Genomic DNA, 18,432 nt, shown 5'->3' with positions numbered 1-18,432 from the left:
GCGCACAACTTGAAGCGAAATATCACACCGCGATACAGAGCTGATACGGTTTAAAAACGGATCTCCAACTGCGACGCTATCGTCACTCCCCCAAGCACCGCCTGACATGCGCGAGAAATCGACCGGTCCAGCCGTTTCCGCCGACATCGCGTAGATGGCTGTAGCAGGCCAACAGGTTGCCTTGCACGATTCCGTCATGCGCTCCGTCCACCCCGGTGCCACGCAGGATGTCGTAACCATAGGTCCAGGACGGATCGGGCCGCACCACGGCTGAGTGGTGGAACTCATGGGCGGCGATCTCAGCGGGTCGAGGCGTGAGTCGCGGCCAGGGAAAATCCGCTGTCTCGCGCAATCTGACATAGCCCCTGCCCTGCGGTCGCGGGCGCATCTCGATCTCGGCCTTGAGCGCGCCAACCATCGCGCGGCGCTCGCCGTTCCAGCTCATGCCCTCGCAAAGATACATGAGGCCGCCGCACTCGGCGTAGACCGGCCCGCCGTCGGCGATGAACTCGGCGATTCCCTGACGCATCGAGCGGTTGGCTTCCAGTTCGGCCATGCGGCATTCGGGGAAACCGCCACCGAGAAAGAGCGCGTCCACGTCTGGAGGTTCGGCGTCGGCGACTGGGCTGAAGGACACCAGTTCCGCGCCGCCGGCGGCGAGTGCGCGTAGATCGTCGGGATAGTAGAAGCCGAATGCCGCGTCTCGGGCGATGCCGATACGCAGCGGCGCGCCGTCGCACGCGACCCTCGACGCGGGCGGCGCGACTGGATCGGGGCGCGGCGCCTGCTCGGCAATCGCGATCAGTCGCTCCAGATCGACCTGTTCGGCGATCCGGCGACGAATCCCCTCGATCCAAGCCTCGGCGCCAGCGGCTTCATTGCTTGGCATCAACCCCAGATGACGTTCCTCGATGCCGATCCCGTCATCGCGATGCAACACGCCGAGGACGGGCAGATCCGTATAGTGCTCGACGACCCGGACTAGATTATCCCCATGACGGGTGCCGCCGACCCGGTTGAGCACGACGCCGGCGAGGTGGAGTTGCGGATCGAAGGCCCGGTAGCCGAGCAGGAGGGGCGCGATTCCGCGCGCCATGCCATGACAGTTGACGACCAGAATGACCGGGGCGCGCAGTTGTTTGGCGAGTTCGGCGTTGCTGTTGGCGCCGGCGAGGTCGGTGCTGTCGAACAGACCGACGTTCCCCTCGATCAGGCCGAGATCGGCCGTGCCGAGTTCGTCGCTGAACGCGGCGGCGATCTCGGCCCGGTCCATGGTGTGGAAATCCAGGTTGAAGCAGGCGCGTCCGGCAGCCTGCGTCAACCAGAGCGGGTCGATGAAGTCGGGGCCTTTCTTGAAAGGCTGCACGACCAGACCGCGATTGCGCCATTCGCGGCAGAGTCCGATCGTCAGCGTGGTCTTGCCGGAGGATTTCTGCGGCGCGGCGAGATAGAGATGGGCCATCGGTCTCAGGCCGGCTTGGCGAATGCCTCCTCGCTGAGGGTTTCCTCGTCGACCGGGACCACGCCGTCCGCCAGCGATTCAGGCAGGAATTGCAGCACCCGCACACCCACGACCGTGACAATCAAGGCCACCGCGACCCCGCCCAGCCCCAACAGAACCTCGGGGATGGTGGGACTGTAGGGTCCAGGCTGACCCTTCACGCCATCGAGAAAGCCGGACTCCAGGATGGTCTGGCCGGGGAACATCTGGATGGGATAGGCCTGACTGCCGATGATGATCACGTAGAGGGTCGCCAGTCCGCCCAGGATGACCAGGGAACAGGCGGCCACGATCCAGTTGCGCTCCTTGCTCAACTCCGGATGATAGAGGATCCCGAGCGGCAGCAGACCGCCGATCAGCACCCAGCCGACCCAGAACAGGAAGGTATAGATGCCGCCGCTCAGCAGCAGCCAGTGCTCCAGGCCATCGTTCTTGGCGCCGTAGAGATTGGTCAGGTGATACACCAGGGTGAAATAGAGCACGCCAGCCACGAAGACGCCCAGCAGATTTTTCAGGCGTCTCATGACCTTGGGTCCGATCGGACGGCCTTCGTCGGCGAAGGTGAACAGCAGCACCAGCATGAAAACCGCCAGTCCGTAGGCGAAGGACATGATGACGAACATGGGCGCCAGAATCGCTGCGTCATAGGCCTGGCGGGCGACCAGAAAGCCGAAGATGGCGCCGGTGCCGGTCGTCAGCGCGAGACGCCACACAAAGGCCAGGATACCGACCGGCTGATTGAACGGCCCACCCTGACGATCCGCCATGGTCCAGAGATAGGCGATGACGATCACCATGAAACCGGTATAGAGAAAGATGTTCCAGGCAAAGATGGAGCTGAAGTTGTAGTGAGTCATGGCGACGATGAGCCGCTCGGGACGCCCCAGATCCATGACCAGCACCAGCAGCCCGCCCATCAGCAGGGCAACCGCCAGCAAACCGGAGAGTCGTCCAAGCGGCTTATAGATCGGTTTGTGGAAAACCGTGCCGATGGAGGCGATGTTGAGCGCCCCGGACGCAGCGATGATGAGGAACACGGCGAAGACGTGCGGGGTACCCCACACCACCGAGTTATTCATGCCGGTGACCCAGTGGCCGGTATGCTCCATGTAACCGAAGGCGAGTATGGCCATGCCCGCGACCGCGGCCAGGATGCCGAGGATGCCCCAATACCGAGCGGGCGAGATACGCCACTCGCGATAGACGATTCGTTTCATAATCGGTTTCACTCGCCTTGGTTAGACACCGGAATAGCGCACGCCCGTGTTCAGGGACAGATCCTCGCGGATCTGCCGGCTCGGCATCTCCTTGAGCAATTGGCTGATCGGGCTCGCGGGATCCTTAAGATCGCCAAACATGATCGCATGGTGGCCCTCGGCGGCACAGGCATCGACGCAGGCCGTGGATTCCTCGCCGAAATCGCGGCGGTGGACACAGAGGTTGCAACTCTCGACGCAACCCTTGCCGCGCGGGACGGCCGTGAGCTGACCGTGCATTTCCTCGTGGATAAAGCTTCTGGCCTTATAGGGACAGGCCATCATGCAATAGCGGCAGCCGATACAGAGGTGGCGGTCCACCATGACGATACCGTCCGCGCGTTTGAAGGAGGCGCCCGTGGGACAGACATCGACGCAGGGCGGGTGTTCGCAGTGCTGGCACATCATGGGCAGCGTGGTGACCCGACCGGTCTGGTTGTCCTGGAGCTTGACCTTGCGGATCCAGGCCGCCCTCTGACTGTCCCACTTGAGCGGCGACTGGCCCTCCGGCTTGGACTGCAGGTCGAGCCCGTTCTCCCGATCGCAGGCAGCGACGCACGCCGAGCAACCGTCGACGCATTTAGCGGTATCGATCAGCAGGCCCCAGCGGACATCGTCGGTGACCGCCTCCGAGCGCGGCGCGGCGGCGACCGCATGCAGCAGCACGCCGGGGGCGACCACCGCGGCCGTGACGCCGGCGGCCACGCCCATGAAGGCGCGGCGGCGGGGATCGACCGCCGCGTCGCTGGCTTCGTTTTCGTCTTTCATCTCAGCGGTCCTCTCCATCGCGACGAGACTGGACCAACGGCCCGACACCCGCCGCCCGATGCGCGGCAATGGCCGTGGCATCGAGTCGCGCCCCATTGGGCACGGCGGCGTGACAGTCGAAGCAATTCAGGTCGATGGCGGCGAACGCATGGCAGGCGCCACAGAACTGATCCGGATCGTTGATTGGCCTGGGAACCCGTTCCTGGTCGTAGCTGATATGACAGTCGACACACCCGGACAGGCTGTATTTCTCGGTTCGGATGCCTTCATGAACCGTGGCGATGCGTTGATGCTTGATGAACTCCATGTGCTGACGGCGCATCCGTTCGGTTGGCTCGACACAGGATTCAAGCCCCGCGGCCCGCGAGCCTTCGACCACGTAACGCTTCACGTCCTCCGCCTGAACGGTCTGGACGGCAAGCGTCCAGACCAATCCGACGGCGACGAGGCTCGCTCTGAGTACGGCTGTAGCCATCGACGCCTCCAAGGGCCTTACTCGCCCAGTCCCATCTTGATGTAGCCGGTCGGACAGACATCGGCGCAGATGTGACAACCGATGCACTTGGCATAGTCGGTATCCACGTAACGGCCGGTTGTCCGACTGTTCTTGTCGACCCGGAAGACGGCGTCCTGCGGGCAGAAGATGACGCAGTTGTCGCACTCGAAGCACATGCCGCAACTCATGCAGCGCTTGGCCTCGTTGACCGCCTCTTCCTCGGTCAGTCCGATGACGCGCTCGTGGAAATGACCCAGCACGTCCTCGGAACTCGGCACCTCTTCCTTGCGCAGATTGCGCGCCACGTAGTTGAAGTGCCCCAGGAAGAGTTCGTCGTGCGGGATGACCTCGGCGCCCGAGCGATCCTCGTAGTTGTGGATGGCGTAGTTGGCGTCAGAGGTGCCGCGCATGTCGCCGCGCTCGGCTGGCTTGAAGGCTTCCGGGGCCAGATGGGCCTCGGTCATCTTGTTCAGCAGATTGAAGTGATGCACGTCGACCTTGGGACGCCGCTTGTGCTCGGCCTGATTGACATATTCGTCGATGGACTCGACCGCGATCCAGGCTTGACCGATGGCGGTGGTCAGCAGATGCGGGCGGATGATGTCGCCGGCGACGAAATGCCCCGCCTTGCCGGGCACCTGATAGAACTTGTCGGAGTCCATCAGGCCGCGGCCATTGTCGAACGCCTCCAGCCCGGACAGATCGCCGCCCTGCCCGATGGCGGAGACGATCAGGTCGGCGGCCAGCACGCGCTCGGTGCCATCGACGGGCGTCGGCCGGCCATCGGTCATGGCACAGTCGGCGACCTTCAGCCCGGTCGCGCGACCGTTGGCGTCCTTGATGACTTCGAGCGGCATGACGCCGTCGAGGATGGTCACGCCCTCGCGGGTGGCGTCATGCACCTCGTGTTCGGAGGCGGTCATCTTGTCGCGAGTGAACAGCGAGGTCAAAGTCACCTCGGCGCCCTCGGCGGCGGCGGCGTTCGCGGCATCGTGCGCCACGTAACCGTCGCGGATGACGGTTTCGGGCAGAGCGCTGTTGCCGGTCTTGGTGATGTGACCGAGCCGGCGCGCGACCGAAACCACGTCGATGGAGGTGTCGCCGCCGCCGACGCAGACCACCTTGTCGGCGGTGAACTTCATCCGGCCTTCGTTATACGCCTTGAGGAAGGCAACGCCCGAGACGCAGTTCGGGGTACCCTGCCAGCCCGGCACCGGCAGACCGCGCCCGGATTGACAGCCGATCGCCCAGAGGATGGCGTCATAGTCCTTCTCAAGCTGTTCGACGCTGACATCGGTGCCGACGCGGGTCTTGAGTTTGACCTCGACCTGGCCCAGATCGAGGATGCGCTGAATCTCGGCGTCGAGTTTGTCGCGCGGCACGCGATAGCCGGGGATGCCGAAGCGGAACATGCCGCCCAGACCCTCGTTCGACTCGAAAATGGTGCAGGCATGACCCTTGCGGCGCAGGTTGTAGGCCGCCGCCAGACCGGCCGGGCCGCCGCCGATGATGGCGACGCGCTTGCCGGTGTCGGCCGGCGCGGCGTCGAACTTGTAGCCGTTGGCGATGGCGGTATCGCCGATGAATTGCTCGACCGCGTTGATGCCGACGAAATCCTCAAGCTCGTTGCGGTTGCAGCCGTCCTGGCAGGGCGCGGGACAGACCCGACCCATCATGGACGGAAAGGGATTGGCCTCGGTGGAGCGGCGGAAGGCGTATTCATGCCGATCCATGCCCGCCGGCGGCTGCTCCATGCCACGCACGATCTGCAACCAGCCGCGGATGTCCTCGCCGGAGGGACAGCTTCCCTGACAGGGAGGCGTCTTGTGGACATAGGTCGGACACTTATGGGAGGTATCCTGATTGAAGATCTTGTCGGTCAGTTTCTCCCAAACATGATTGCCGTCTTCAAAACGGCGCCATGAGGGCTTGGTCTTCATCTCGTCGCTGGAAGTCGCCATCGTGTTCAGTCTCCTCTACCAAATGATGCCCTGACGCGGGATCAGGGGGTTCGTATCAGGTCACGGGGCCGGGCCGTCTCGGTTGGACCGCGTCAGTCGCGCCACCCGGCCCCCGCTCGATGGCCTCGTTCGGGCCGCCTCGTCGGTCTCTTATTCTTCGTTCGGATCGTCCGCGTCGTCGCGGTCATCGTCCTCGGCGTCGTCATCGGGTCCGGGAGTCAGCACGATGGCATCCCCCACCAGTTGATGCAGACTGATGATCTGATCCATCTCCATGCCGTAGTAGGGCAAGACCTTGCTGAACTGGGTCTTGCAGATGGCGCAGATGGCGGCCATGTGGGTGACGCCTTTTTCCTGCATGACATTGTTCAGGGCATCGAGACGGGGCTTGGCGCCCTTGACCCGAAGTTCCATCAGATCGTCGGTCAGCAGACCGCCGCCGCCACCGCAACAGAAGGTCCGGTCGCGGATGGTGTCCTCGTCCATATCGTAAAAATGGTTGCAGACCGCCCGAATAATGTCGCGCGGGATATCGAACTGACCGCCGGGCACATCGCCCATGCGCGAGGCGCGGGCCACGTTGCAACTATCGTGATAGGTCAGAACCTTGTCGACGTTCTCGCTCTTGTCGAAGGTCAGCTTGCCGCGCTGGATCAGGTCGTGGGTGAACTCGCAGATATGCTGCGGCACCGGATAGCGCGGATCCAGGAAATCCCAGGGACCGGCCAGGGTGTTCAGAAAACTGTAGGCGACACGCCAGGCATGACCGCACTCGCCGAAGACGATGCGCTTGACCTTGAGCTTGATGGCGGCTTCGCGGATGCGCTGGGACACGCGGCGCATGTTCTCGTAGGAACCGATGAACATGCCGAAGTTGGCCGCTTCCGAGGCATGCGAACTCATGGTCCAGGACACCCCGGCCTCATGGAAGACCTTGGCATAGCCGATCAGACCGTCGACATGGGGCTCGGCAAAGAAGTCCGCCGAAGGGGTGACCAGCAGGATCTCGGCCCCCTCCTCGTCGATCGGAAAGCGGACCTTGACGCCGGTGTCGTCGAAGACGTCTTCTTCCAGTCCTTCCAGGGTATCCACCAGCGCCGGGCCGGGCAGCCCGAGATTATTACCAATCTTGTAAACCTTGGCGATGATTTCGTTGCAGTATTTCTGCCCGACGCCAATGCTGTCCATGATCTCGCGCGCGGCCATGGAAATCTCCGCCGTGTCGATTCCATAGGGACAGAAGACCGAGCAGCGGCGACACTGAGAGCACTGGTGGAAATAGCTGTACCAGTCGTCCAGCACCTCCTTGGTGAAGTCCTCGGCCCCGACCAGTGTCGGGAAAAACCGCCCCGCCAGCGTAAAATAGCGCCGATAGACCTTGCGCATCAGATCCTGACGACCGACCGGCATGTTCTTCGGATCGCCGGTCCCCAGGAAGTAATGGCATTTGTCGGTACAAGCGCCGCACTTGACGCAGGCGTCCATATAGACCCGCAGCGAGCGGTATTTGCCCAGCAGGTCGCCCATCTTGTCGATGGCCTTCGCCTGCCAGTCATCGACCAGTTCGCCCGGAAAACCAAGCGCGCCCTGGAACTCCGGCTTCGCCACGAACGGCAGACTATGCGCCATCGCACCGGGAGTGACCGCCGGGACTTCGGTGTACTGGGTCAGTTCCGGAACTACAAATGTTGCCTTGGCCATGGATCAACCTCGTATGCAAGCGACGCCTTGGGCGCGCTGGGGGTCTCGCGTTGGACTCATTTTTGTTCGAGTTGTTTTGCCCAGGGCGCGATATGACGAACCTCGCGCGGGTTGTCGGCCTGGTTGCGGGTCGGGCTGAAAAAGAGTCCGGGGGCATGCAGAAGCTTGCTGTACGGGAACACGATCATCAGCAGCGCGACCAGGAAAAGATGCAGCAACAGCAACGGATCGGCCGGGAGCGGCTGGATCTCGTAGGTATAGAGCCCCAGAAAGAAGGCTTTGATTTCCACCACGTCCGTATGGAACACGAATTTCATCAGCAGACCCGTGCATCCGATCAGAACCAGCAGCGCCAGGATCAGATGATCGGAGGGCGATGAAATGTAGCGCACGCGGTCGACCAGAAAACGACGCGCCCAGAGACCGCCGAGGCCCACGATCATGGCCATGCCGCCGTAAATGCCGAAGGGCTGCACCAGCTGAATCGGGAACCAGACCGGCTCCATGAAATAGCGCAGATGCCGCAGCGTGACCAGCAGCAGTCCGAAGTGAAACATCCAACCGAAGATCCAGGTCCATTTGTTGCCCCGAAACAGGCTCTCGAACAGGACAACTTCGCGCGTCATCCGCAAGACCACGCCGCGGGTCGTGGTCGGCGCCGGCGTCGTCGGGATCTTCAAGGGCGCGGGGGTCATCGTGTACTGTGCGATCTTGAAGACCAGACCAGTGACGAGAACCAGAGCGGCAAAATAGAACAGGAAGACGTAGAAATTCGTCAGAAACGCCATGTCTCCGCTACCTCGGTGGATCGATAATAAGGTCCGGGGAACCCGTGGGCTCCCCGGAGAACCGCTGCCTTAGACGCAGCCGGTCGGCTTCGGAAGGCCGGCGAAACGGCACGCCTGCTTGGCGGGTCCGTAAGGGAACAGGCTGTAAAGATACTTGCTGTTGCCCTTGTCCTTGCCCAGCTTCTTGCCGACGGCCTTGGTCAGGACGCGCACGGCCGGGGCAATCTGATATTCCTCGTAGTACTCGCGCAGGAAGTTGATGATGTCCCAATGCTCGTCGGTGAGCTCCAGGTTGTCCTGCTTGGCCATGACGCCAGCAATCCCGGGCACCCATTCGGTCAGGTTGGCCAGATAGCCTTCTTCGTCCACGGCATACTGCTTGCCGTCCACCTCGATCGTGTCTGACATTGCGCTATTCCTCTCTTGATTTCGGTAAAAACGAAAACTACAACCAGGCTTGAACCGTATCGTGTTCCGCGGCGAGATCCACGAAGCCCGCATAGTCCACGACACTGATCCCAGCGATCACGCGCTCATCGGAAAATCCCCGCGCCTTCAAATCGGGGCCGAGCACATGGATGTTCAGTTTGTCGAGCGCGCCGGCCACCTGGGCCTCCACGCTGGTGCCCGACAGCGCCGCGTAGATGCCATCCTCGAACAGCAGGACAGCCGCGCCATCGGTGGCAAACTTCAAACAGGATTCTAGCGAATTCCGCTCGAAGGGTGATTTATTAACGGTATGCAGAATGGCCATGCGAGTCACTCCCCGGAGACTTTAGGATCACGAGACAGAGGATCAGAAGCTGAAGATCGCATCGGATTCGTTCATCAGTTCGCTCACACGCGCCGAATCGATCACCTCGACGATGTTGTCGATCTCTTCCTCGGTCTCGAAATCCTCCCAGGCGATCTCGACCAGATCCTCCTGAGAGAGCCCGCGGGCCTCCATGGAGGCGCGATCCACATAGATTTTCTTGACCTCATAGTCGCCCAGGGTGCGATAGGTCGGGGAGAAGTTCTTCATCCCGATGCCCTTCGTATCCTGGCCCTTGGTGAGCTGATAGACCCCGTCATCGAGAAACACGACGCTCACGTCCTGATCGAAGGCGGCGCCGATCAGCACCACTTCCAGGGCTTCCCAGGCGTAAATCGTCCCGTAGGGGGCCTTACGGTTGAGGTACATGAATTTCTTCACGACTTCCGACATGTCTGGATCCCCTTAATCGCCGAAGACGACGAGACGGTCGGCCTGGATCGCCGCCTCGACCAATTGCCCGAGTCCCGAGATGCGGAACTTGGGATGGATGTTGGTGGCGTCCTTACCGTTGCGACTCGCCTCGCCCTCGTCCACGATCCCGCGACGTTGGGCGGCGGCGACGCAGACGACCATGTCGAGATCGTACTGTTCGGCCAGCTCGGCCCAGCGGTTGACGATATGACGGTCGTCCTGGGGCGGCGTCGTCAGACGCGTCGAGTTATTGACCCCATCATGGTAGAAAAAGACCCGAAAGATCTCGTGCCCTTTTTCCAGCGCGGCCTTGGCGAACTGATAGGCCGAGTCGGACGCCTGATGCTGGTAGGGTCCCTCGTTGATCTGAAGTGCGAACTTCATGTCGACCTCATTTTTTAGAGTTGTCAGTGGTCAGTTTTCAGTGGTCAGCTCGCGGATGACATTGCCACGACCGCAGCTCTTCGCTTCGGAGCGGGTGTCGGAATGCGGATGCTCGAACCCACTTCGGATCGGACCTACTTGACACCCCCCGCCGCGCGCCAGTCGGCCGCGGCGGACGGGCGCCTTAGAAGCGGATATAGGTGGAGCTGTTGAAGCTCGCCCGCGCGCCGCGCCAGGTATCGATGTGATACTTGGTGAACGGCAGCTCGACTTCCTCGAAGAAGCGCGGCCAGCCGATGCGCTCGATCCACTCGTTGACCCGCTCCCAGTCGCGCGCGCCTTCCTTGTATGCCTTGAGGATGCGCTTGACGATGGCGGTCGCTTCCGGCCAGCGTGGCGGATTGTTCGGGATACCGGCGGCGACCAGCTTCTGGAAGGTCGGCTTGCCGCGCGCGTTGGAGTGGTTGCCACCGACCCAGATCGCCAGCTTGGAATGCTCGGCATCGTTGATCTGCATCGGCGGACAGGGCGGATAGCAGGCGCCGCAGCAAATGCACTTGCGCTCGTCGACTTCCAGCGAGGGCTTGCCGTTGACCATGGCCGGACGGATGGCCGCGACCGGGCAGCGCGCGACAACCGACGGACGCTCGCAGACGTTGGCGACCAGATCGTGGTTAATCTTGGGCGGCTTGGTGTGCTGGATGTTGATCGCGATATCGCCCTGACCGCCGCAGTTGATCTGGCAGCAGGAGGTGGTGATATGCACGCGGTTGGGCATGTTGGCGTTGCGGAACTCGTCGATGAGTTCGTCCATCATCGACTTCACCACGCCCGAGGCGTCGGTGCCGGGGATGTCGCAGTGCAGCCAGCCCTGGGTGTGGGAGATCATGGCCACCGAGTTCTGGGTGCCGCCCACCACGAAACCGGCGCCTTCGAGCGCGTCGATCAGGGGCTGAACCTTGGTCTCGTCATTGACCATGTACTCGATGTTCGAGCGCAGGGTGAAGTGGACATAGCCGTCGGCGAACTGATCGCCGATATCGCACAGCTTGCGCAGGGTGAAGACATCCAGGATGCGCTGGGTGCCGGCCTTGACCGTCCAGATCTTGTCGCCGCTGTAGGCGACATGCAACAACACGCCGGGGCGCGGATGTTCGTGATATTTCCACTGCCCGAAGTTCTTGCGCATCGTGGGATGCAGATACTGCCAGGGATCGGGGCAGCCAGATTCGATCGGCTCGCGCATGTCCGCCATTGCCTGTCCTCCAGTTTTCTGTCGAAATTTGAATAGGGTCGTCAGGATCGGATCGCCCGGTCCGTCGCGGCGTTGACCGGGGCCATCGGCAAACTCGCGTTGCGATGGCGCCCGAGATCAGCCGCCGGGACGGACGAACGCAATCGAATTACTTGCCAGCCTCGGCTTGACGCTCGAACCACGCTTCCGCCGCCTCGTCCCAGCCGTCCATACGGATATAGGAACTCTGGCGCGGATGACTGAGCATGTTCGGATCCGGCTCGACCTCGATCCCTTCCAGGAAGTTCGCCAGCCCGATCCGCTCGATCATCTCGCCGCAGCGCTCGTGCTCCAGGCCATTCTCCGCCCAGAAGTCGATGATGGTCCCGGCCAGTTCGACCATGGACTCGTAGTCTTCCTCGGTTTCGAGCTTCTTGAAGGGAACCAGCACGGTGCCCATCAGATCGCCGATCTTCAGGGTGCGCTTGCCGCCGATCAGAATGGTTACGCCCTTGTCGTCGCCCGGATGCAGCGCCTTCGGCATGACATTGAGACAGTGCATGCAGCGCACGCAGTCGCGATTATTGACCGCGAGCGTATTGTCGTCATTCAACGCCAGCGCCTGGGTCGGGCAGCGCGTGATCACATTGTCGATGTAATACTGACGGCCTTTGTCGGCGATATAGTTCTTGACCTCGGCCTGATCGACCTTCATGTCGTCGCGCCAGGTGCCGATCACCGCGAAGTCCGAACGCTCGATCGCGTTCTGACAGTCGTTGGCGCAGCCGGAGACCTTGAACTTGAACTTATAGGGAAGCGCCGGGCGATGCACGTCGTCGACAAAGTTATTGACGAGCATGCGATGGGATTTCAATTCGTTGGTGCAGGACATCTCGCAGCGCGCCGCGCCGACGCAGGACATGGCGGTGCGCACGCAGGGACCGGCGCCGCCGAGATCCCAACCGTATTCGTTGATTTCGTCGAAAAAATGCTGAGTGTTTTGGGTATCCGTCCCGATAAACATGATATTGCCGGTCTGACCGTGGAAGGTCACCAGACCGGAACCGTATTTCTCCCAGCTATCGGCCAATTGGCGCAGCATGCCGGTGGAATAGTGATTGCCCGCCGGGGGCTGCACGCGCAGGGTATGGAATTCCTTGGATTTCGGAAACGCCTTGCCGACCTCGGAAAAGCGCGGAATGATGCCGCCGCCATAGCCGAAGACCGAAACCGTGCCGCCTTTCCAATAGCCCTTGCGGGTCTCGTAGGAGTGCTCAAGCTGACCCAGCAAATCATTGGTCATCTCGTTGATCCGCGCGTCCGGATGCTGGTCGCGCAGACGTTTGATGCCCGAAATGAAACTCGGCCAAGGGCCGGTTTCAAGCTGGTCGAGCATCGGGGTAATGTGCTTATCGATAGCCATTGCGCATTCTCTCCTATCAATTAACCAGGAAAGGGAGGATTGAGTTCGCATGCACATTCGCGCCGCGGCGGGCGAACCGTGGCAACACGTCGATGCATCACGTCACGTTATTCTTCGTATGTAGAGTGAACGCCATAATAAGAAGCGATCATTCCCTATCAATCATTTCATCGTCGAGTACCAATGTACCGATGAATCCGGCAGCCGCCTATTCCACGATTGGGAGGGCCGCCGACCGATTGTCTATCCCTTTCGGGATATAGCCCTTTGCGATGGCTTGCGATTCGCGCGGATGAACCGTCAGACGCCGACGTAGGTGTCCCCCCACTTGGTCGTCACGTCTTGCATTTGGAATGCGCGAATGCTACAGCCCGATGACGGGCAAGTCAACGTTCACTAATATAATCGCTTTCTTATATTCCAGGAGTCCTCTCCCGATTTCGACAGGGCCGCCTGCATCCGCGGTATTCGGCTCGCGGACGCCATATGCGCTGGCGTGAGTCACCCGCGACCGATGCCGCGAGCCGGGCGTTCGAGCAGTTGTTTTCACACGCAGAGGACTTCACATTCAATCCAAGGATGCACTCCGGCGAAAGCCTGATCGCACACATCGTCTTACATAATCGCTCAGGATTCACCGAAGACAGACAAGCGAACGACGCCTGCTCTATCGCGTGCGCTATCTCGACAGGATCGCTTGTGCGCCAGACACGCCAGCGGCTCGCCTGTCGCCAAACCACGACCCTGCCCCCACCAACCGCGATCCAACCGACTGGTGACGGCGTTTATTTTGAATCATCAACACCACGAGTAGGAGCGGTGACGGTCAATCATGCTAAAGCTCAGCGAAATCCTGGTCGCCAATCAAGGTATCGAGTCTTTCGAAGAACTCATTCCGATCGTGCAGGCCATTGCCCGCGACGGCGAGCGCTTTTTTCGCATGGACGTGAAGCCTCCCTACCCCGACACGCCCGAAAACTGGGAAGATCGACTTGAGGCCGCATTCAGTGGACTTATCCGTTAACCCCGGCCCTAGGCATGCCGTCATGAAGCAATTCGAACTCCTCGCCACCCAACTTTCCGATCAAGCCGCCGACTCCATTGTCAACCAGGGTCTCGCAACGGCCACACTGGAATCCCACCTGCAAATCCTGACCGAACAGATGGCGCATCTTGAGCGAACCGGGGCGTCCCTGGATCGCGTGGCCGACCTGCATCTACAAATGGCTCGCACGCTGGTCAACCTGGATCGCGGAGAGGACGCCTGGCCGCTCGGGCGCGCGGCACTGGATCATTTCATCGCCGAGGACCAGTTCGAGCTTGCGGCGGATGCCTGCGATGTCCTCTTTCAAGCCAATCAACCCGACTCGATCGCCGCCCTCGGGCAAGGGATCTGGCTCGCGGTCACCTGCCCGATCGACCCCGAGCTGACCATCGAACTCCTTAGTCATGTCATCGACGAGACCCCGGACGATTCCGATGGCGCGGCCGTCGCGGCGACCACGGCGCTGTTTCTCGCCGATGTGCGGGCACAGGGCCGGCAGCGCGAGGATTTGATGTTTTTCTCCACCCAACTGCTCGGCAACGTCGCCCGCCGCCACAGCGGCGTGGACTCCCGCGAGCAGTTGGATCAATGGATGGAGAAGCTGGAACTCAAGGAACCGGAGAAATTTCTGGTGCGCCTGCGTAATGTGGTCGATGTCCTGGTCCAGGATGCCTGGTGGTTCGACCGCGAGGCGTTGCAGGAGCGCCTGCCCTTCGGTTAAGGCGATTTCCGGAAAAGCTTGCCACAGAATCAACGCGTCAAATGGACAGGATTCACAGGATTTTTCAAGATTGACAGGATAAAAAGAGGGCTTTACGAACCATGTTCTGGAACGAAGACGAAAATCCCGACGAGGTCCAGGTTCCCGACGACATCGTCGACGTCCTTTTTGCGATCGACTGCAAGTGTCTCCCGGTGGATCACGCGCATCTGCTCTCCTCGGCGCTCCAGGCGGCGTTGCCCTGGATCGCGGAGGAACCGGGCATGGCGCTGCACACCATTCATGTCGCCGGCTCCCAGAACGGTTGGGAGCGCCCCGCGCACGGCACCGATGCCGAATTGATGCTCTCGCGCCGCACCAAACTGACCATCCGCGCGCCCCGCGCGCGGGTCGACGACATCCTGACGCAACTGCCCGGCATCCGCCTCGAACTCGACGGTCATCCGCTGACCGTGGGCGCCGGCAAGATCAAGCCGTTGTGCAAGGACGCCACCCTTTTCGCCCGTTACGTGGTGACCGGCAACGACGCTCGGGACGAACAAGCCTTTCTTGAGATCGCCGTGCGCGCCCTCTCCGGGATAGGGATCTCGGTGCGCAAGGCGCTCTGCGGCAAAACCACGGCGCTCGCCACCCCGGACGGCCCACTCCAGACTCGCAGCCTGATGCTGGCGAGCCTGACGGCGGAGGAATCGATCCGGCTCCAGCAGACCGGACTTGGCAGCCATCGCCTGATGGGATGCGGGATCTTCATCCCGCACAAGGGGATCGATTCGGTCAAGCAAGGATAGCGATCAAAATCGTTTTGATGACGGCTTCATCATAAAATCATAAAATTCGCGAGCTTTGATCAAGCCTTGAAACATTCGCGCCGGTCATGCAGGCCATGGCGCGCTGACGATGATAATGACGAAGAGGAGAACCTAATCATGGCCATCGAGGTCAACGGCAAAACCATCGCGACGACCGATAACGGGTATCTGGAAAATTATGCCGACTGGGACGAGGATGTCGCGCGCAAGCTGGCGGAAATCGAAGGGATCGAACTGACCGACAAGCACTGGGACGTGATCAAGTATCTCCGCGAGGAATATATCAACAACGCCCAGAACCAGCCGATGGAACGTGTCGTGCTCAAGGACATGGGAAAACTCTGGGGCTCCAAGCCGACCAGCAAGGATCTGTACACCCTCTTTCCGCTCGCCCCGACCAAGCAGGGCACCAAGATCGCGGGATTGCCGGCGGTGATGCGCAAGGGCGGCTACTGAAGCCGACTCATCGCTTCGACAGAACTGTTCAACAGCGTCACAAGGCCGGCGGATCGTCGGCCTTGTTTATTGGCCGTTCACGCCGTCCGAAAACCGCGTCAGCGGTTCGCGAAGACGCTGGCAAGCGTTGCTCGGAAGACGATCGTAAGTTGGAAACCGCCTTAAACGGCAATTGGCGCGCGGATCGCAGGATGCGGATCGTAGCCGGTAATCTCGATCGCCTCGCAACGATAGTCGAACAAACTGGCCGGACGATGCGCTAAACGCAAGGTCGGCAGAGGACGGGGTTCGCGGGCGAGTTGCTCGAAGACGATGGCGTCGGTCAGATGATTGCGATAGAGATGCAGGTCGCCGAAGCTGTGGATGAACTCGCCGACCTCCAGGTCGCATTGCTGGGCGATCAGATGCGTCAGCAGGGCGTAGCTGGCGATGTTAAAGGGCACGCCGATGAACAGGTCGGCGCTGCGTTGATAGAGTTGGCAGGACAGACGCCCCCCGGCGACGTAGAACTGGAACAGACAGTGACAGGGGGCGAGCGCCATGCGCCCGGCGCGAGCGTTGTCCTTTGGACTGATGGTCTCGTCCGGCAGGTCCGCCGGATTCCAGGCCGAGACCACCAACCGGCGCGAGTCGGGACGGGTGCGAATGGTGGCGACCAGTTCGGCAAGCTGGTCGATCATGCGGCCGTCGGGACAGGCCCAACTTCGCCATTGGGCGCCATAGATCGGCCCCAGGCTGCCGTCCTCGGCGGCCCATTCGTCCCAGATGCTGACGCCCTGCGCGTTTAAGCGCCGGTTGTCGGTCGAGCCGGAGAGAAACCACAGCAGCTCGTGGATCACGCTCTTGGTGTGCATGCGCTTGGTGGTGAGCAGCGGGAAGCCCTCGCGCAGATCGAAACGGACCTGCCGCCCGAACACCGAACGGGTGCCAACCCCGGTGCGGTCGGATTTGTCGAGTCCGTTTTCGACGACATCGCGCAGCAGATCCAGATAGGCCCGCATGGGTCAGACCGTGACCGGACCGAGCAGGAGCGAGTGTCCGTCCATTTTCTCCGGGACCGGAATGCCCATCAAGGTCAGCACCGTGGACGCGATGTCTTTGAGTCCGCCGCCGATCGAGAGACGCCAGGGCGTTTCGTCGACGATCAGACAGGGCACCGGATAGAGCGTGTGCTGAGTGTGCGGCTCGCCGGTGACCGGGTCGACCATCTCGTCGCAGTTGCCGTGATCGGCGGTCAGGATCACCGAATAGCCGGCCGCCACCGCCGCATCCATCACCCGTCCGGCCTCCCGATCCAGCGTCTCGACCGCCGCGATGACCGACGCGCGCACGGCGGTGTGGCCGACCATATCGCCGTTGGCGAAATTGACCACGATAAAGGGAAAGACCTTGCGTTGAAGCGCCTCGATCACGGCATCGGCGACCGCCGGGGCGCTCATCTCGGGCTGCAGGTCATAGGTGGCAACCTTGGGCGAAGGGATCAGCGCCCGTTCCTCGCCCGGAAAGGGATCGCTGCGCCCGCCATTGAAGAAGAAGGTGACATGGGCGTATTTCTCGGTCTCGGCGCAGTGGAACTGCGGCAGGCCGTCATCGCTCAGGATTTTGCCGAGCGTGGTCTTGGGCATGTCGTGATCGAAGGCGAAGGGCAGCCCGAACCATTCGTCATATTCCATCATGCAGGTGACCTTGACGCCGGTCACGCCACGCCGATCGAAGTGCTCGAAATCGGGTTTGAAGAAGGCCATGACCAACTGACGCGGGCGATCCTTGCGGAAGTTGATGTGGATGACCTGATCGCCATCCCGGATCGGCTCGCCGCCCGCGACGATGGTGGGGCGGATAAATTCGTCGTCCTGGCCCGCGGCGTAAGAGGCCGTGATCGCCTCGCGCGCGCTGGCGGCGTGCTCTCCCTCGCCATCCACCATGGCACGCCAGGCCAATTCGGTGCGGTCCCAGCGATTGTCCCGATCCATCGCGTAATAGCGCCCGGAAACGGTCGCGACCTTGCCGCCCGCAACCTCCAGCGCGCCTTCGACGGCGTTCAGATAATTGAGTGCCGAACGCGGTGCCGTATCGCGACCGTCGGCGAACAGGTGGACCATGGGGCGCGCGCCCTGAAACTTGCAGAGCTTGATCAGCGCGACCAGATGGCTGACATGACTGTGCACGCCGCCGTCCGACACCAGACCCATCAGATGAATTGGCCGGTTCTGGGCGGCGGCGGCCTTGGCGGCGGCGACCAGCACGCGGTTCTCGAAGAAGCTGTGATCGCTGATCGCCTGGTCGATCAGCACCAGATCCTGACGCACCACGCAGCCGGAACCGAGCGACATGTGGCCGACCTCGGAATTGCCCATCTGTCCGTCCGGCAGACCAACCGCCAGACCCGATGCCTGGATGGTGGTATGCGGGTTGGTCGAAAAATAGCGATCCAGATTCGGCGTGCTGGCGAGCGCGACGGCATTGTTGGCCTTGGCGGGATTGACGCCGAAGCCATCCAGGATGATCAGGATCACCGGTCGACGGGGGAGGTTTTTCATGGGGTTGCTCATCGCGGCGCTCCTTGGAAAAGTGTCTATTGTAGCCGGATGCGCGGGTCCAATGTCCCGGCATCTGACCGCGCGGCCATGCGTATGTTGGCGCGAGCGACCACCTGCGTAT

At 61.6% G+C, this 18,432-nt stretch carries 19 protein-coding genes; 4 read left to right on the top strand and 15 right to left on the bottom strand.

Going from position 1 to position 18,432, the window contains the following annotated elements; all coding sequences use genetic code 11:
• Positions 1-82 precede the first annotated feature (82 nt).
• From QZY07_RS19825 to dsrA, 13 genes are all read right to left on the bottom strand, one after another.
• A complete protein-coding gene (locus QZY07_RS19825; RefSeq protein ID WP_295406361.1) occupies positions 83-1,462 on the bottom strand; it encodes a cobyrinate a,c-diamide synthase in 1,380 nt (459 codons plus the stop codon).
• Positions 1,463-1,467: 5 nt separating this feature from the next.
• Positions 1,468-2,718: an NrfD/PsrC family molybdoenzyme membrane anchor subunit gene (gene nrfD / locus QZY07_RS19820; RefSeq protein WP_295406359.1), complete on the bottom strand. Its 1,251-nt coding sequence runs from the start codon at positions 2,716-2,718 to the stop codon at positions 1,468-1,470.
• Positions 2,719-2,739: 21 nt separating this feature from the next.
• Positions 2,740-3,525: a sulfate reduction electron transfer complex DsrMKJOP subunit DsrO gene (gene dsrO, locus QZY07_RS19815; RefSeq protein ID WP_295406358.1), complete on the bottom strand. Its 786-nt coding sequence runs from the start codon at positions 3,523-3,525 to the stop codon at positions 2,740-2,742.
• A 1-nt stretch (position 3,526) separates the two neighbouring features.
• On the bottom strand, positions 3,527-4,000 hold the full coding sequence (locus QZY07_RS19810; RefSeq protein WP_014777110.1) for a cytochrome c3 family protein: 474 nt from the start codon (positions 3,998-4,000) through the stop codon (positions 3,527-3,529).
• 17 nt (positions 4,001-4,017) lie between these two features.
• Positions 4,018-5,982: an NAD(P)-binding protein gene (locus tag QZY07_RS19805; protein WP_295406355.1), complete on the bottom strand. Its 1,965-nt coding sequence runs from the start codon at positions 5,980-5,982 to the stop codon at positions 4,018-4,020.
• A 150-nt stretch (positions 5,983-6,132) separates the two neighbouring features.
• A complete protein-coding gene (dsrK, locus tag QZY07_RS19800) occupies positions 6,133-7,683 on the bottom strand; it encodes a sulfate reduction electron transfer complex DsrMKJOP subunit DsrK (protein ID WP_295406353.1) in 1,551 nt (516 codons plus the stop codon).
• Positions 7,684-7,739: 56 nt separating this feature from the next.
• Positions 7,740-8,471: a respiratory nitrate reductase subunit gamma gene (locus QZY07_RS19795; RefSeq protein WP_201092889.1), complete on the bottom strand. Its 732-nt coding sequence runs from the start codon at positions 8,469-8,471 to the stop codon at positions 7,740-7,742.
• A gap of 69 nt (positions 8,472-8,540) precedes the next feature.
• Positions 8,541-8,879 carry a TusE/DsrC/DsvC family sulfur relay protein gene (locus tag QZY07_RS19790; protein WP_295406350.1) on the bottom strand — a complete coding sequence of 113 codons (339 nt, stop codon included), beginning with the start codon at positions 8,877-8,879 and terminating at the stop codon, positions 8,541-8,543.
• Positions 8,880-8,916: 37 nt separating this feature from the next.
• On the bottom strand, positions 8,917-9,225 hold the full coding sequence (gene tusB / locus QZY07_RS19785) for a sulfurtransferase complex subunit TusB (protein WP_295406348.1): 309 nt from the start codon (positions 9,223-9,225) through the stop codon (positions 8,917-8,919).
• A 42-nt stretch (positions 9,226-9,267) separates the two neighbouring features.
• Positions 9,268-9,678 carry a sulfurtransferase complex subunit TusC gene (tusC, locus tag QZY07_RS19780; protein ID WP_295406346.1) on the bottom strand — a complete coding sequence of 137 codons (411 nt, stop codon included), beginning with the start codon at positions 9,676-9,678 and terminating at the stop codon, positions 9,268-9,270.
• Positions 9,679-9,690: 12 nt separating this feature from the next.
• Positions 9,691-10,083: a sulfurtransferase complex subunit TusD gene (gene tusD / locus QZY07_RS19775; protein ID WP_014777103.1), complete on the bottom strand. Its 393-nt coding sequence runs from the start codon at positions 10,081-10,083 to the stop codon at positions 9,691-9,693.
• Positions 10,084-10,267: 184 nt separating this feature from the next.
• Positions 10,268-11,338 carry a dissimilatory-type sulfite reductase subunit beta gene (gene dsrB / locus QZY07_RS19770; protein ID WP_014777102.1) on the bottom strand — a complete coding sequence of 357 codons (1,071 nt, stop codon included), beginning with the start codon at positions 11,336-11,338 and terminating at the stop codon, positions 10,268-10,270.
• Between the two features lie 148 nt (positions 11,339-11,486).
• Positions 11,487-12,740: a dissimilatory-type sulfite reductase subunit alpha gene (gene dsrA / locus QZY07_RS19765; RefSeq protein WP_295406343.1), complete on the bottom strand. Its 1,254-nt coding sequence runs from the start codon at positions 12,738-12,740 to the stop codon at positions 11,487-11,489.
• A gap of 832 nt (positions 12,741-13,572) precedes the next feature.
• Between dsrA and QZY07_RS19760 the strand changes: the two genes are divergently transcribed.
• The 4 genes from QZY07_RS19760 to QZY07_RS19745 all read left to right on the top strand — a co-directional run bounded on the left by QZY07_RS19760 (position 13,573) and on the right by QZY07_RS19745 (position 15,771).
• A complete protein-coding gene (locus QZY07_RS19760; protein ID WP_295406341.1) occupies positions 13,573-13,764 on the top strand; it encodes a sulfur relay protein DsrC in 192 nt (63 codons plus the stop codon).
• A 22-nt stretch (positions 13,765-13,786) separates the two neighbouring features.
• Positions 13,787-14,506, top strand: coding sequence for a hypothetical protein (locus QZY07_RS19755; RefSeq protein ID WP_295406339.1), 720 nt, complete (start codon positions 13,787-13,789; stop codon positions 14,504-14,506).
• Between the two features lie 101 nt (positions 14,507-14,607).
• Positions 14,608-15,294 carry a type I-MYXAN CRISPR-associated protein Cas6/Cmx6 gene (gene cas6, locus QZY07_RS19750; protein ID WP_295406337.1) on the top strand — a complete coding sequence of 229 codons (687 nt, stop codon included), beginning with the start codon at positions 14,608-14,610 and terminating at the stop codon, positions 15,292-15,294.
• A gap of 138 nt (positions 15,295-15,432) precedes the next feature.
• Positions 15,433-15,771 (top strand): TusE/DsrC/DsvC family sulfur relay protein, encoded by a 339-nt coding sequence (locus QZY07_RS19745; RefSeq protein ID WP_295406335.1) that lies wholly within the window; start codon positions 15,433-15,435, stop codon positions 15,769-15,771.
• A gap of 161 nt (positions 15,772-15,932) precedes the next feature.
• Here QZY07_RS19745 and QZY07_RS19740 read toward each other — a convergent pair whose 3' ends face one another.
• Entirely contained in the window at positions 15,933-16,772 is an 840-nt protein-coding gene (locus QZY07_RS19740; RefSeq protein WP_295406333.1) for a thymidylate synthase, read from the bottom strand.
• A 3-nt stretch (positions 16,773-16,775) separates the two neighbouring features.
• Positions 16,776-18,323, bottom strand: coding sequence for a 2,3-bisphosphoglycerate-independent phosphoglycerate mutase (gene gpmI / locus QZY07_RS19735; RefSeq protein WP_295406331.1), 1,548 nt, complete (start codon positions 18,321-18,323; stop codon positions 16,776-16,778).
• Positions 18,324-18,432: the final 109 nt, after the last annotated feature.

Source organism: uncultured Thiocystis sp. (genome assembly GCF_903866365.1).
Taxonomy (GTDB): Bacteria; Pseudomonadota; Gammaproteobacteria; order Chromatiales; family Chromatiaceae; genus Chromatium.
This window is presented reverse-complemented; position numbering and strand designations above follow the sequence as displayed.

Excerpts from the sequence above, each read along its gene's own strand:
- QZY07_RS19825 (WP_295406361.1), bottom strand. The coding sequence starts at position 1,462 with ATGGCCCATCTCTATCTCGCCGCGCCGCAGAAATCCTCCGGCAAGACC.
- nrfD (WP_295406359.1), bottom strand. The coding sequence starts at position 2,718 with ATGAAACGAATCGTCTATCGCGAGTGGCGTATCTCGCCCGCTCGGTAT.
- dsrO (WP_295406358.1), bottom strand. The coding sequence starts at position 3,525 with ATGAAAGACGAAAACGAAGCCAGCGACGCGGCGGTCGATCCCCGCCGC.
- QZY07_RS19810 (WP_014777110.1), bottom strand. The coding sequence starts at position 4,000 with ATGGCTACAGCCGTACTCAGAGCGAGCCTCGTCGCCGTCGGATTGGTC.
- QZY07_RS19805 (WP_295406355.1), bottom strand. The coding sequence starts at position 5,982 with ATGGCGACTTCCAGCGACGAGATGAAGACCAAGCCCTCATGGCGCCGT.
- dsrK (WP_295406353.1), bottom strand. The coding sequence starts at position 7,683 with ATGGCCAAGGCAACATTTGTAGTTCCGGAACTGACCCAGTACACCGAA.
- QZY07_RS19795 (WP_201092889.1), bottom strand. The coding sequence starts at position 8,471 with ATGGCGTTTCTGACGAATTTCTACGTCTTCCTGTTCTATTTTGCCGCT.
- QZY07_RS19790 (WP_295406350.1), bottom strand. The coding sequence starts at position 8,879 with ATGTCAGACACGATCGAGGTGGACGGCAAGCAGTATGCCGTGGACGAA.
- tusB (WP_295406348.1), bottom strand. The coding sequence starts at position 9,225 with ATGGCCATTCTGCATACCGTTAATAAATCACCCTTCGAGCGGAATTCG.
- tusC (WP_295406346.1), bottom strand. The coding sequence starts at position 9,678 with ATGTCGGAAGTCGTGAAGAAATTCATGTACCTCAACCGTAAGGCCCCC.
- tusD (WP_014777103.1), bottom strand. The coding sequence starts at position 10,083 with ATGAAGTTCGCACTTCAGATCAACGAGGGACCCTACCAGCATCAGGCG.
- dsrB (WP_014777102.1), bottom strand. The coding sequence starts at position 11,338 with ATGGCGGACATGCGCGAGCCGATCGAATCTGGCTGCCCCGATCCCTGG.
- dsrA (WP_295406343.1), bottom strand. The coding sequence starts at position 12,740 with ATGGCTATCGATAAGCACATTACCCCGATGCTCGACCAGCTTGAAACC.
- QZY07_RS19760 (WP_295406341.1), top strand. The coding sequence starts at position 13,573 with ATGCTAAAGCTCAGCGAAATCCTGGTCGCCAATCAAGGTATCGAGTCT.
- QZY07_RS19755 (WP_295406339.1), top strand. The coding sequence starts at position 13,787 with ATGAAGCAATTCGAACTCCTCGCCACCCAACTTTCCGATCAAGCCGCC.
- cas6 (WP_295406337.1), top strand. The coding sequence starts at position 14,608 with ATGTTCTGGAACGAAGACGAAAATCCCGACGAGGTCCAGGTTCCCGAC.
- QZY07_RS19745 (WP_295406335.1), top strand. The coding sequence starts at position 15,433 with ATGGCCATCGAGGTCAACGGCAAAACCATCGCGACGACCGATAACGGG.
- QZY07_RS19740 (WP_295406333.1), bottom strand. The coding sequence starts at position 16,772 with ATGCGGGCCTATCTGGATCTGCTGCGCGATGTCGTCGAAAACGGACTC.
- gpmI (WP_295406331.1), bottom strand. The coding sequence starts at position 18,323 with ATGAGCAACCCCATGAAAAACCTCCCCCGTCGACCGGTGATCCTGATC.